The 13,822-nt window shown below is 59.7% G+C and carries 10 protein-coding genes; 4 read left to right on the forward strand and 6 right to left on the reverse strand.

The features are described 5' to 3' along the window. Nucleotides 1-45: 45 nt before the first annotated feature. Together ACIQ1A_RS05965 and ACIQ1A_RS05970 are read left to right on the forward strand one after the other, a co-directional pair. Nucleotides 46-1,275 carry a TIGR03032 family protein gene (locus tag ACIQ1A_RS05965; protein WP_395770157.1) on the forward strand — a complete coding sequence of 410 codons (1,230 nt, stop codon included), beginning with the start codon at nt 46-48 and terminating at the stop codon, nt 1,273-1,275. Then, a complete protein-coding gene (locus ACIQ1A_RS05970) occupies nt 1,272-1,724 on the forward strand; it encodes an EF-hand domain-containing protein (protein ID WP_395770158.1) in 453 nt (150 codons plus the stop codon). Before ACIQ1A_RS05965 ends, ACIQ1A_RS05970 begins: the two co-directional genes overlap by 4 nt. A 56-nt stretch (nt 1,725-1,780) precedes the next feature. Here the strand turns inward: ACIQ1A_RS05970 and ACIQ1A_RS05975 are convergent, their stop codons facing one another. The 3 genes from ACIQ1A_RS05975 to ACIQ1A_RS05985 all read right to left on the reverse strand — a co-directional run bounded on the left by ACIQ1A_RS05975 (nt 1,781) and on the right by ACIQ1A_RS05985 (nt 5,754). Further along, complete coding sequence (locus ACIQ1A_RS05975) at nt 1,781-2,347, reverse strand: hypothetical protein (RefSeq protein ID WP_395770159.1); 567 nt, start codon at nt 2,345-2,347, stop codon at nt 1,781-1,783. Nucleotides 2,348-2,422: 75 nt separating this feature from the next. Further along, on the reverse strand, nt 2,423-3,634 hold the full coding sequence (locus ACIQ1A_RS05980) for a sialidase family protein (protein WP_395770160.1): 1,212 nt from the start codon (nt 3,632-3,634) through the stop codon (nt 2,423-2,425). A 29-nt stretch (nt 3,635-3,663) separates the two neighbouring features. Next, nucleotides 3,664-5,754 carry a TonB-dependent receptor gene (locus ACIQ1A_RS05985; protein ID WP_395770161.1) on the reverse strand — a complete coding sequence of 697 codons (2,091 nt, stop codon included), beginning with the start codon at nt 5,752-5,754 and terminating at the stop codon, nt 3,664-3,666. A gap of 167 nt (nt 5,755-5,921) precedes the next feature. On the opposite strand from ACIQ1A_RS05985, the gene ACIQ1A_RS05990 reads away from it, so the two are divergent. Both ACIQ1A_RS05990 and ACIQ1A_RS05995 read left to right on the forward strand, forming a co-directional pair. After that, nucleotides 5,922-6,152, forward strand: a complete 231-nt coding sequence (locus ACIQ1A_RS05990; RefSeq protein ID WP_395770162.1) for a hypothetical protein — start codon at nt 5,922-5,924, stop codon at nt 6,150-6,152. Nucleotides 6,153-6,232: 80 nt separating this feature from the next. Next, nucleotides 6,233-9,289 (forward strand): S8 family serine peptidase, encoded by a 3,057-nt coding sequence (locus ACIQ1A_RS05995; RefSeq protein WP_395770163.1) that lies wholly within the window; start codon nt 6,233-6,235, stop codon nt 9,287-9,289. A 5-nt stretch (nt 9,290-9,294) separates the two neighbouring features. On the opposite strand, the gene ACIQ1A_RS06000 is transcribed toward ACIQ1A_RS05995, so the two are convergent. The 3 genes from ACIQ1A_RS06000 to ACIQ1A_RS06010 all read right to left on the reverse strand — a co-directional run bounded on the left by ACIQ1A_RS06000 (nt 9,295) and on the right by ACIQ1A_RS06010 (nt 13,809). After that, entirely contained in the window at nt 9,295-9,897 is a 603-nt protein-coding gene (locus ACIQ1A_RS06000) for a response regulator (protein WP_395770164.1), read from the reverse strand. Between the two features lie 112 nt (nt 9,898-10,009). Further along, entirely contained in the window at nt 10,010-12,214 is a 2,205-nt protein-coding gene (locus tag ACIQ1A_RS06005; RefSeq protein WP_395770220.1) for a primosomal protein N', read from the reverse strand. A gap of 656 nt (nt 12,215-12,870) precedes the next feature. Beyond that, the gene (locus ACIQ1A_RS06010) at nt 12,871-13,809 is read right to left on the reverse strand and encodes a DUF3667 domain-containing protein (protein ID WP_395770165.1); all 939 of its coding nucleotides are present in this window, start codon (nt 13,807-13,809) and stop codon (nt 12,871-12,873) included. Between the last annotated feature and the right edge of the window lie 13 nt (nt 13,810-13,822).

The raw sequence follows: 13,822 nt of genomic DNA on the forward strand, positions 1-13,822 counted from the left end.
TTGAGTCGGCATACACCGGCAAATCTATGGAAGATGGAGAAGGACTTGAGCAAGAAGAAGACCCCGAAAAACGAATCCGACACACCCGATCAGGCTGCGACGCCCGCCGAAGAAACCCTGCAGAATAGCGAATCACCGGCGGCGCAGCCGCAGATCCAGACCGTGGCCGAAAGCGCCGATGGTGCTGCCGAACCGGCGAAACCGAAAGACATCACCAAGCTGAAGGTCGAGAAAAGCTGCTCGCGCGGTTTCGGTGCTTGGCTGGCCAGTCATTCCATTTCCCTGGCAGTCACTTCCTATCAGACCGGCCGTCTGTATCTGATCGGCAGCGATCCGAACGGCCGGGTGTCCTTCTTTGAACGCATCTTCGAGCGCGCCATGGGCGTGGTCGGCAACCGCCAGCGCATCTATCTCGGCGGACTCTACCAGCTCTGGCGCTTCGAGAACGTGCTGCGCAAGAACCAGGTCATCCATAAGGTGTTCGACCGCTGCTATGTGCCGCGCAATGCGCAGACCATCGGTGATCTCGACATCCACGAGCTCGGCATCCGCAACAACGGCAAGGTCGTGTTCGTCAACACCAAGTATTCCTGTCTTGCCGAGCTTGACCTGGTGCACAGCTTCCGCGCCATCTGGAAGCCGTCGTTCATCAGCAAGCTGGCGCCGGAAGACCGCTGCCACCTCAATGGTCTGGCCATGAAGGACGGCGAACCCAAGTACGTTACCGCGGTCTGCAAGAGCGATTCCGTGGACGGCTGGCGCGACCGCCGCCGTGACGGCGGCGTGGTCATCGATATCGAAACCGACGAAATCGTCTGTGAGGGTCTGTCGATGCCGCATTCACCGCGCTGGCACAACGGCAAGCTGTGGGTGCTGAACGCCGGTACCGGCTATCTGGGTTGGGTCGATTTCGAGACCAAATCCTTTGTGCCGTTTACTTTCTGTCCGGGCTTCCTGCGCGGGCTGTCGATGATCGGGAACGTGGCCGCGGTCGGCTTGTCCAAGCCTCGCAACGGCCGGTTTTCGGGTCTCGACCTCGATGACGAACTGAAGAAGCGCGATGCCGAACCCTGGTGCGGCGTGCAGATCGTCTCGCTCACCAGCGGCGATGTCCTGCAATGGGTCCGCTTCGACGGCGATATCAGCGAGATTTTCGATATCAGCTTCCTGCCGGGTGTCCGCAATCCGATGATGGTCGGTCTGCGCACCGGCGAAATACGCGAACTCATCACGTTTGAATCCGATATTCCAGCTACGGAGAATGCCACACCATGAAAAATACACTGAAAGCGTTTGTGATGCTGTCCGTTCTCGGCTTCGCCGCGGCGAATGCCCAGACCAAGCCTGCGCCCGCAAAACCGGCCGCCAGCAAGCCGGCCGCCGGAACCGGCGGCAACATCGAGCAGGGCATCGACAAGATGTTCGCCGCGCTCGACAAGGATAACAACAAGCAGCTCAGCTACGACGAGTTCAAGTACGGCGTGGTTGCCCAGCGCCAGCAGGAAATACTGATGCGACGATTGCGCCAAATTTTCCAGGAAGCCGACAAGAACGGCAACAAGACCCTGGAGCTGGTCGAGTTCAATGCCCTGCCGGGCGTGAAGGCGGCCAAGGATCCGAAACCGAAGTTCGGCGATTACGACAAGAACAAGGACCAGAAAATAGATTTCCCTGAGTATGTGGAGTTCGTCTTGAAGATGAACCAACAGGCTTCAAAGAAATAAGGTTTCCACCGCCATGAAAAACCCCCGCCGAAGCGGGGGTTTTTCATAATGGCAAATCAGTTCGTTCGGCGTCGCGGTCTGCCTGCCGGCGCAGCGCCTGCGGCACGTCCCTGTGCTCGTGCGATGCGCACTGGCGGTTGCAGCTTGAAATCGGTGAAATAATGCACCCGTACCGGCAGGCCGCGCGGCGAGTAGCCGATGAAGCTGAACATGGTGGCAGGCCAGAATGCTTCCGGATAGCGCTGGTTGATGTAGGTGCTTTCGATTTCGACGATGATGCCGATGGCTTCCGGCTTCGGCAGACCGAGGTTGTAGTCGCGCAGGGCCGTCTGGGTGGCCTGCATGATCGGGATGCTGGTGTTGTTGCGGCGGTGCTTCTCGGCGCAGAAGGTGCGGTAGTAATACAGAACCTGGCGCAGACGCGGGACCACGCGGGCGATGACCGAGCTCACTGCCACGATGCTGCCGTCGGCATCATCGCGCATGACGATCACCACCTGTTCGGCGCGCCGGGCGGGTTGTGCGCCTTTCGGCAGGGCGTTTTCGCGGACCCAGAAATCGGTCAGCTCGGTGATCAGTTCCGGGGTGATTTGTTTCCAGACGGTCTGGTATTGGTAGGCCACGGGCGACTCCTGTCGTTGGCTGCGGTGAATGCCTCTACCATAGCGCGATGGCGTCCGGAATTCAATCCGGAACCCTTATTTGACGCGTGCACCACGCAGCACGGGCTTGCCATCGATGACATCGGTCCAGACCACATACAGCCCATGCGCGGTCTGTTGCATGCGTGCAAAGCCGGTGCCGCGCCCACGACCTTTGAGTGTCGCTAGCAGTATCGGATTTCCGACGGGGCTGGCACTTCTTGCAAGCCGATTCAACCAGAGGGTCTGTGCGGCGCTTTCCTCGGACCACAGCAGCCAGGCGCCGCCGGCATCCGCCGCCAGATCGACGCGTCCCAGCACGGCGGGTCCTGTGCGGATGGTTCGCGCCGGCAGGAATGCGCCGCCACTGTTGCCGGAGTAGGCCAGACGGATTTTCGGTGTATTGCCGCTGCCCGTGTACCATGCCGCCCACAGTGATGAACCGTGTGCGGCAATGGCCGGGCCGTTCACCGGACAGGCGGGCATCAACCACTGATCGGCGGCGACGGGCTTCGGCGTCTGCCATCGGCCATCGACATGGCGCGTCACATAGATATCGCGGATTTCCTGCGGGTCGCGGTCTCGGTAGATGATCACCGGACCTTTTGCGGTCACCGCGGCATCGGTCTGGCAGCAGTCGCAGGTGCTTGCATCGAGCGGCCATTCGGCGGTTTTACGGCCCTTGCCGTCGTAGACCGCCGCGCGCAGCGTCATCATATTTCCAGCGGTATCGCCATGTCCGGCATGCGCGTCATGGGACTGTGCCGCGCCGGTATTGCGGCCATCCAGCCAGGCGATGGCCAATTCATTTTTCGACCACGGCCAAAGGGCGGCGAAGCCGTGCTCGGTCGGGGTGCCGTCGTCATTGACGCGGATCGGTGCCGACCACGTGATGCCGCCGTCGGTTGAGCGGTACAGCACGACATCGTAGGCATAAGTGCCTTTGGCGGATTTCACCAGATTGTGGGCCCACAGCGTGCCGTCCGGCAATTGCGTCGTGCTCGGAAAGTCGGCCCAGTTCACGAACCAGTTGTCGCCTTCGGCAATGGTGCGTGTTGCGGACCAACGGGCATTGGCAAAACGTGCGAATTTAAGCCGATGGCCGTTGCCGCTGCGCTCGATCCAGCTCAGATTCACGGCCCCATTCGCGCCATGGCTTAGGCTCGGCTGCGCCGCCGCGGTACCTGCCGGAAGCGGCCAGGGTTCAATGGCCGCCGGCGTGGCGACGGCAGAAAGCGGTAACAGCAGTGCAGCGAGGAATCGAATCATTCCGCCATTCTAACAGTGTCGGCGCGCCTTCAGAAATCGAGGTGTGCGCTCAGCTTCACTTCCCGCGGCGATCCGATGCTGATGTTGTTGTCGTTATGCGCCGAAGCGTAATAGCGCTTGTCAGCCAGATTCTCGATGTTGGCCTGGAGTTTCAGGTGTTCGCTGGCCTTGTAATACACGGCGGCATCGATACGGCTGAAACCCGGCAGCGATACTTTGTTGCTGGTCGTGGTGTACACCGTGCCCCGGCCATTGATGCCGAGTCCAAGCCCCCATTTTTTATTGATATCCCAGCGGCCCCAGACATAGCCTGAGTGTTCAGGAACGAGGGGCAGCACGGTACCGGCCGGAATCGAAGCCGACAGCGCGCGGGTCAACTCGGCATCCTGATAGGCATAGCCGGCCACGATCTGCAGATTGCGGGTGATATTGCCACCGATTTCCCATTCCAGACCACGGCTCCGTTGCGCATCAATCAGCAGGGTCTGCGTGGGATTCGCCGGGTCGGTCACTGCGACGTTGTTGCGATCGAGTTGGTAGACGGCGACGCTGGTGAACAGGCCCTTGCTCAGCTGCCATTTCATGCCGATTTCCGCGTTGGCGAAGGCTTCAGGCGCCAGGTTGGCGGTGCTGGGCGTCAAGGAGGCCAACTGTTCGCCGGCGCGCGGTACGAAACTTTCGGCATAGCTCGCGTACACCGAAAAATCTTCCGAAGGACGGTATATCACGCCGGCACGCGGCGAAACGCGATTGTCCGTGGTCTCGATGCGGGTTCCGCTGCGCTGATTGTGAAAGTCCATGGTGAACCGGTCGAAACGAAGTCCGGCGATGATCTGCCATCGTTCACCGATATGGATCTGATCCTGGACATAGACCGCCGCGGTTTCCGCCGTGCCCTGATTGTCGGCATCGCTGGCGCTTTGGCGGAAATGCACGGGCAATGTCGGTACCGGATTCCCGACCGGCACCAGCTCACTGGTCTGCATGCTGCCGATGGCGCCGAAGTAACCGGTTTCACGGAAATTGGCGGTGTTCTGCCGCCCCAGTTCCGCGCCGACCACGATGCGATGGGTGACGTCGCCGCGGATGATATCGACGACATAATCGGTCTGGTTGAAGATATTGGTCCGGTCGGTCCGGATGTTATAGGCCAAAATCTCAACGCCGGTGCCGCCGGCATTGACCGCGCCCGGATACACGTTCTGGTAGAACTTGCCGTAATCGGCGATACGCGTCCGGTTGCGCAGCACGGCGCCGTCCATGTCGTGTTCGATCAGGGCGTCGAAGCTTGCGGCATCGGTATCGGCAGTGCTGTCCTGGGCATTGCCGAAAAAAAGACTGCGTCCGGTGTTCAAGGGCTTTCCGAGATAGGACGGAATGCCGCGGTCAACCGTACGGGTATCCGTGAACAGTTCAGCGTTGAGTACGACGCGGGTATTGCCATCGATGCCGAAGGCCAAGCTCGGCGCGAAGCCGCGCAGATTGCTGCTGACGTCATTGCGGAAGCTGCCGGCATTTTCAAGCATGGCATTGAACCGGTAGGCGACCGTATCGCTCAGCGCTTCGCCGACATCGGCCTCGGTGCGGAGAAAGTCGGCGCTGCCGGCTTGGATGGAAAACGACTGGTGGTGACCGCCATCCGCCTGTTTGCTGACGCGATTGATGACGCCGCCGGAACCGCCGCGACCGAAAATCATCGCGTTCGGTCCTTTCAGTACCTCCACCTGGCTGACGTTATAGAGGTCCCGGAAGTATTGGACATCATCGCGGATGCCGTCCGTGAAGAAATCGCCGGTGCTGGCATTCCCGCGCATGACCGGAGCATCCCGGTGTCCTTCGCCTTGTGCCATGCCGACGCCCGGCACATAGCGTAGGATGTCCGACATGCCATGCAGGGCTTGGTCGTCAATCTGCTGCTCGGTGACGACGGTAATCGCCTGCGGCGTGTCCTTCAGTGCCGTTTCGGTTTTCATGGCGCTGCTCGGGTCACTGGCCTGGTACCGGAACGGAAATCCCTTGACCTCGATCTTGTCCAGGACCGCCGGATCTTCCGGACTGGCCTGGGCGACTGAAGAAAGGGCCATGGTCAGGCTGAGTGCGAGTAAAGAGCGCGCGTGCATGCAAGGCAGTACCAATAATCTAAATGAGAATCAATCTTATTAATATTTAGCACAAATAGCAAGTCCTGCGCTTGAAAATACAGCTAAGCGCTTGATTTATTGTGATGAATTGACCGATGATGGTGTTAAGCGTACGGCAATCACCTTTAACTATTGCGAGTAATAACATGAATTCAAGTCAAGGCAGTACCGGTAATGTCATTGCAGCGCTTTGCAGCCTTTTCATTCCCGGCTTGGGGCAGTTGATTCAAGGTCGTTTGCTCTCGGCAATGTTCTGGTTTCTGACCGCTTGCATCGCCTTCGTGGTGACCTGGCTGATCACATTAAGTCTGCTGCCCTTCGGCTGGTTTCTGGTCAGCATTTTCTCCTGCATCAGTGCCGCCCGCTTCCGGGCTTAATTTCGAAAGGCGTGACCGTCTTCACAACACGGTGTGCTTTTTCCGTTAGAATTGAATCACATCCTTTAGTGAGTAAAGCCATGCGCCATTTTCATCTGACGCCCATGCTTGCCATTCTGCTGCTGGTCGGTTGCGGTGGCGGCGGTGGTTCCACCAAGCCCGATCCCGAACCGACGGTTGCCTGTTCGCAGCGTCTGGGGACCGGGAGTTTCGTCACCTCCACGGTCAACAACCCCGCGGTCAGCGATTCCACCTGCCCGACCGGATCGACGTTGACCACGGCGGGCAGTTCGTACACCACGACCACGACCACTTATTCCTGTCCGAATCCGAACAGCAACACCAATCCGGTTGCCGCCACCAGCACATCGGCACCGATTGTGACCCAGACCAAAGTGTGCACGGTGACGCCGGTATTGACCTGCGCCCAGAAGGACGGTCAGGGTGCATTCGTTGACAGCAGCACCACCGAGACCATCAGCGATGGCACCTGTCCCGTCGGGCAGTTCATGGTGCAGAACGGGCTCTCGAATGTCACCACCACCACCACCTACAGTTGTGCCGACCCCAGCAGCACGGCCGATCCAGTAGCCTCCATCATTACCGGCAGCCCGGTGCTGCGGCAACCCAAAGTCTGCAATCTCAACGCACCCATCAACTACAGCACCTACTTTCGTGATAAAACCGGCGTGACCGAGGCCAATGCCGCCGGGTTCACCGGCGCCGGCGTGAAACTGGTGGTCTACGACAACGGCTTCAATATCAATAATGCCTCGCTCAAGAACCGATACAGCATCACCTTCGGCGATCTCACCGATGACGATCCGGACAATACCAGTCACGGCACCAGCGTTTCCGCCATCGCCGCTGGTGCCGCGGTCGGCAATTATCCCGGCGGTGTCGCGCCGAACGCCGTTCTGGCATTGAGCGATTGGGATGCTCCGATTCAGCAGATCATCGATTGGGGCGCCAAGGTCTACAATTTCTCCTTCGGCTACGACCCCGAAAGTGCAGGAGCCACGCAGACGCAGATCTCGACCTATGTCGATCCATGGGTTTCCGAGATGCGTGCCATCAAAAATTCCGGAGCGTTCATCGCCATTTCCGCCGGCAACGAATCCAAGGACAGCGTCCAGATTCTCGCCGGTGCGCCGGCATTCTATCCGGACCTTGATAACATTCTGGCAGTCATTGCCATGAGCCCGCAGTTCGGCAACATCGCCGGTTATTCCAACCGCTGCGGTGCCGTCGCCAAAGAATTCTGTATTGCCGCACCGGGAACGGTGAATCTGTTGTTGCCGACGGTCAATGCCGGTGACACGATTACGGCCGATTCCTATTACAGCTTTGACGGATCTCCCGGCTTTGCCGGCACATCCACCGCCGCGCCCATCGTCAGCGGCATCGCTGCGCTGGTCTATGAAGCCTTTCCCGGCATGACCGGCAGACAGGTACGCGACACCTTGATTACCACGGCCACCGATCTGGGCGAACTCGGCGTCGACGATATTTATGGCGTCGGTTATGTCAATGCCCAGAAAGCGGTGCTCGGTCCGGCCGCGCTGCGAACGACCTTTACGGCAGCAGTGCCCGACGGCGCGACCTGGAATTTCGGAAACGATATCAGCGGCGATGGTGATTTGATCAAAGTCGGTGGCGGTGGTCTGTCGCTGACCGGCAACAACACCTATGCCGGTCCGACCCGCATCGACAGCGGCTTCCTGAATCTTTCCGGCAGTCTCGGCAGTGATGTGTTCATGAATGGCGGTGCATTCAATGCCTATGGCGGCATCGTCAACGGCAACGTGCATGCCGATGCCGGCACGCTCGGTCTGGCCGCCGGAAGCACGCTGCAGATCAATGGCATGCTGGATCTGAACGGTGCCGGCCTGACGCTGCTGGCGCCGTCCGGTTATACCAGTCAGTGGCAGGGTACCGTACTGACCGCCGCATCCATCACCGGCAGTACCGAAAGCCGGATGGATTCACCTTGGTTCAGCAGCAGCGCCACGGTGCAGGAGGCGCGTATCGACGCCAGCATCCAGCGCCGCGCGGTGACCGATGTCCTGGAAAGCTACAGTGCGACGCAGCTGAATTCGGCAGCCAACCTCGAGGCGGCATTTGCGCAGCTCGATCGTGGCGTCGGCAGCGAAGTTCTCCGTCAATCGGCGGCCGCCTTGCAATCCACCGACCCCGATCGCGCGGCGGCGGCGATTCTGGCCTTGTCCGGACAGTCGCAGACCACCATGAAAGATGTCGTGCTTGAAACCGGCGATGCCCTGCAGCCCCTTCTGAACGAGCGCCTGCGCGACATCGAGCGCGTTGATGGCGAACGTGGCGGCGCATGGTTCATGTTCGCCAGCCCGGATTCGCGTAAACGTGAAGCCGGTTTCCTGGATACCGACATCAACAGTACGCTGTGGGCCGCCGGTGCCGACTGGCGCTGGCAGGATGTCAGCATCGGCGCCGCAATCTTCACGGCCGATGACCGCATACAGTACGGCGGTGTCCTCGATCAGATCCGCGGTGATCGTGCCGGCATTGCCCTTTATGCGCGCCAACAAGGCGAGACGTGGTACTGGCAAGGTTATGCCCTGTATTCGCAATTCGACAGCCGTACCACGCGGACATTGGATACCGGACTCAACGATACGCTGGCGGAAAGCCGCAGTGAAGGCGATTCACGCGGGCTTTCCATCGAAACCGGCCGTAAATTCGGCGAGCATTTCGGATTGGCCTTGCTCGCCAGTGCCGATTGGGCCGAATTGGATGCCTATGCGGAAACCGGCAGCACCGGTCTGGAGCTTGGTTTTCCGGCTGCCAGCCTGAGCCGGGTGCTGCTTGGTCCGGATCTGCGCTATGGCCGTGCGCTGAAGAACGGTTTTGCCTGGGATGTGCAGGCCGGTTACCGGTTCGTACTCAATGATGTCGATACCGGGATGCGTGCCTACTACACCGGGCTGCCGGGTACCGGCTTCACCGTGGATGGCATGCCGTATCCGGATGGCTTCCTGAGCTGGGGCCTGGGTCTGGGTTATCGCCGCGGGGAGTCGCACTGGTACCTGCGTGGCAATGGCCAAGACAGCGGCAATGCTGATCGCTTCACGCTCTCCGCCGGTGTCCGTATCGGTTTTTGATCCGATCAGATCAGGCCCAGGCTGAGCGCGTACTCCTGCAACTCCGAGTGCGAGCGGGCCTGGGTTTTCTGCATGATGTGGCTGCGGTGCGCATACAGGGTCTTGTCGGTGATGCCCAGTTCGGCCGCGATGGCTTTCGGGTTCTTGCCCTGCAGCAGGGCCCGCAGCACATCGCGTTCGCGCGGACTGAGCCGGATTTCCGAGTGTTGCATTCCGCGCGCGATGTCCGAAGACAGATAGCGGTTGCCGTTGACCACGGTGCGGAGGGCCAGCACCAGTTCTTCAGCCGCACGGGTCTTGGTGATGTAGGCATTCACGCCGAATGAAAGCGCCTTGGAAACGAAACCGGGGTTTTCATGCATGCTGAGCACAATCACCAGCAACTCCGGATAACCGGGCCGGATGCGTTGCAGCAGCGGGAAGCCGCCGCCCTCGGGCATGTTCAGGTCGATGATCAGCAGATCGGGTTGGTGCCTTTCCAGCAGAGGTTCGAGCTGGCTTGGCCGCTCGCATTCGGCACAGACCTGCAGATCCGCCTCGCTGTTCAGCAGATGCTTGATGCCGTCTCGCAGGATGGCGTGGTCATCGAGGAGCGCGATCTTGATCATGTCCCATTATGCCAAAGAATCCGTATCGGTACGCTAGCCCTCAATGGACGTCTGCATATCCGCTGGCGATACGGATTGCGTGTGCATGTCCTGCTGCGCCAGCCCGGCGAGGCTAAAGAAAATCGCAGGGATCGACGTCGAACGACCAGCGCACCTTCCGCGACGACTTGAGGGCGTGTACTTCAACGCGGATGGCGGCCAGAAGGTTCTGCAGCTCATGGCGCTGCGTTGCATTCAAGACCAGCTGCCAGCGGTAACGGCCCGCCCGGCGCGGCATGCCGGCCGGCAGGACACCTGAGCTGTGCACCGCCAGTTTCAGTTCACGCCGCCGCGCATCGACAAGCGCGGATACTTCTTCCAGGAAGTGTTGGGCCGTCTCGCTGTGCACCGATTCAGCGCGCAGCAATGCCATGTGGGTAAACGGCGGCAGTTCCGCCAATTGGCGTTCATCGAGGGCCTTGCGGGCGAATTCCGGATAGCCGCCCGCGAGCAGATCCGCCAACAACGGGTGGTCCGGATGATGCGTCTGGATCAGTACCTTGCCCGGTTTATCGGCGCGGCCGGCGCGGCCGGCGACCTGGATGAGCAGCTGCGACAATTTTTCATGGGCGCGGAAGTCCGATGAGAACAGGCTTTCATCGACACCGACCACGCCGACGAAACGCAGATTGGGAAGGTCATGTCCTTTGGCCAGGATCTGGGTGCCGACCAGAATGCCGGCAGCATCGCCGATTTCCGCCAATTGAGCGGCCAGTCCATCGCGCCGGCGCGTGGTGCCGCTGTCCACGCGGATGCAGGGAAAATCCGGGAACGCCGCGGTCAATCCTTCTTCCAGCCGTTCGGTGCCGAAGCCCTGCGCTTGCAGGGCCAGCGAACCGCAGTCGGGGCAGGCCGGTGGCCGCGGTTTTTGATGCCCGCAATGATGGCAATGCAGGCGCCGTTGTCCGGCGTGCAACGTCAGTGCGGTATCGCAGCGTGGGCATTGTGCCGTGAAGCCGCAGTCGTGGCAGAGCAGTGCCGGTGCGTAGCCCCTGCGGTTCTTGAACACCAGTGCCTGGCCGCCGTCATTGAGACAGGCCGCGATACCGTCCAGCATCGCTTGACACAAACCGTGCTGCAGCCGGATTTTCCGGATATCAGTGATTCGTACCGCCGGCGGCTTGGCCGATCCGGCACGTTCCGGAAGACGATGTCTCCGGTAGCGCCCGATATCGGCGTTGTGCCAGGATTCCAGAGACGGGGTTGCGCTCCCGAGCAGCACCGGAATCTCGAGGGACTTCGCACGCAGCACGGCCATATCGCGCGCGTGGTAGTGGAAACCATCCTGTTGTTTGTAGCTGCTGTCGTGCTCCTCGTCGACGATGATCAGACCGGCTTCCGGCATTGGCGTGAATACCGCCGAACGGGTGCCGATCAACACGCGGCCGATACCCTCGGCCATGGCCGTCCAGGCCTGTGCCCTGTCACCATCGGAGAGATTGGAGTGCAAGATGTGCACCGGTACCGGCAATCGTGCCCGGAAGCGCGTCACGGTTTGCGGCGTCAACCCGATTTCCGGAACCAGGACCAGCGCCTGTCGGCCGCGCGCCAGACAGTCGCGCACAGCCTGGATGTAGATTTCGGTTTTGCCACTGCCGGTGACACCTTCGATCAAATGCACGGCAAAGCCCTTTGCCGCCTGCAGTGCTTGCACGCATGCCTGCTGATCGGCATTCAGCGCCGGACCGTCCGTCGTCGGCGTTGTGCCTGTCATGTCGGCACGGTTCAAGGCGACCCGCTCAACCCAGGTCCGTGTCTGCAGACTGCGCATGCTGCTGCGCCAGCCCTTGGTATCGGAATCCAGCAAGGCCTCGGGGACGGCGCCGGAACGCAGACGCGTTGCCAGTGCCTGCGGTTTGCTGTTCCGACGCAGACTGTCGATACCGGCATCGCCTTCGACGGTCAATTGCCACGCATACATGCAGACATCCGGCGGTGCCTTGCCTTCGCGCAGCAAGGCCGGCACGGCGGCGCTCAGGACCTCTCCAAGCGGCGCCTGATAGTAATGCGCGGTCCAGCGCAGGGTCTGCAGCAGCTCCGCCGTCATCACCGGCGTCCGGTCCAGGCGAGTGACAATCGGTTTGAGGGCTTCCGGTGGCGTTTCCACCACGCCCACGGCGCTGACCCAGCCCACTAATTCGCGGGCACCGAAGGGCACCCGAACCCGGCAGCCGATCCAGTCCTGGTCTGGAGCCTTACCGTCCTCAGTCAGATAGTCGAACAAGCCCGGCAGCGGCAGGGGCAGAGCGACTTTCAGGCAGTAGGGTGGTATCGGCAAGCGGGGCGTCTCGGGTTTGGCCGGAATCGGTGGATAAGCGTGTGGATTCAAGGGTTCTAGAATAGTGCAAATGACCATGCGCCGTTGCATGTCGATGCAGCGGCCGCTCCTTCCGGCAATTGTGTCGTCTTTGCAAACAACATGTTAATGAAGTGTGTCCACCGATAACGATGCGCACGGGTCGGAAAAACGCGAATCAAATACTTAGCACAATGCTGTGTACAAGTATCAGTCGCTTAGCCGTGAGCTGTCTTCCATGCAGGCAATTCAAGGCCGCGCTGGATGGATTATGTCCTCACTTGCAGGTGATTATTGAGCGTGTCTTCCAAGACTATGGACTATCTTGTTCATCTATATCAAGAAACCGTATTATCCACACAGATTGTGGATAACAATGTGGATAGGGCTGCGTACAAGCGGTGTCGGGCTCTTTGTGGCGGTCGTTTCAGCAACTTGATTATTTTTTAATCAATTTGAAATAATATAATTAATTCAATGTGTTATAAGACTCATGGACGGCTTTGAGCGGTCATTTTGGCGCTTAACGGCGCGGAGCTGCCGTTTTTTTCACCTGTTGAAAAGGTTCCACACGCAAAGCCTTATTCAGAGCGCATTCAGTGAAAAATCCATTAAAAACCGTGTAATGTTTCACGGAATTACAGCATCAACAAACCGATCAGAACATTCAGGATTACACCGAAGGCCAGCAAATTCAGATAGCAGAATCCGAGCAACATGAATGTGAATACCGTCATTTTCCAGCTTTGCCGGTAAATCCGCTTCAGGCCGATCAGGAAATACAGCGGAACCCAGGCGAGCAGTGCGCTACTCGCCAGCCCAATCAGATTGTGCCACCAACCGGCGGCAACCCAGCCGGTCATTGCCGACAGCACCACCCCGATGGAAATCGCCAACAACAGAAAGGCATGGTTATGCAGGGCAACAATCAGATGCTCCATATACAGGCGTTTGCGGAACAGATAGGCGAGCTTCAGCAGCAGCGCAAAAAACGGCAACAGCAACAACAGGGCTTGCGGCGTGGCGGCCAGACCGGCATGTAGCAACTGCGTCCAGTCTTTATTGCGGACGGTTTTTTCCAGTCGTCCAAGGCGCTCGTTCATCAGGTCATTGGCGGCATCCGGCAAGCAACCGACCGCGATTGGATTTTTCTTGGCATCCCAGGCCTTGCCGTTGAAGTTGCCGATGCTGAGGTTCATGTCCTCGCCGGTTTTGGCTTTGTCCGGTTCGACGGCGGTCTGGGCGGTTTCCGCTTCAACGGCGGTGTCGAAACTTTGCTGGATCAGAAAGAACGCCACGATGCTGAGCAGGAAGTACAGCTTGATCGGGCTGACGTAGCGCGTGCGCCGGTCGGCGAAGTATTCATTGCTCAGCTGGCCAGGCTTGAACAGCAACGCTTTCAGGGTCTCCAGCAGGCGGGTGTCGAGATTCAGGACATCGTTGAAGAACTCGCCGGCCAACTGCCGGAAATGCCGTACCGGGGATTTCTGCTTCTGCCCGCATTGCGCGCAGTAAATGCCGGTCACCACCGCAAGGCAGTCGCCGCAGCGTCGTTGCCGCGCATTCGGCATCGTCATGGCGTGTGCTCCG

Source organism: Arenimonas sp. (genome assembly GCF_044353605.1).
GTDB lineage: Bacteria > Pseudomonadota > Gammaproteobacteria > Xanthomonadales > Xanthomonadaceae > Arenimonas.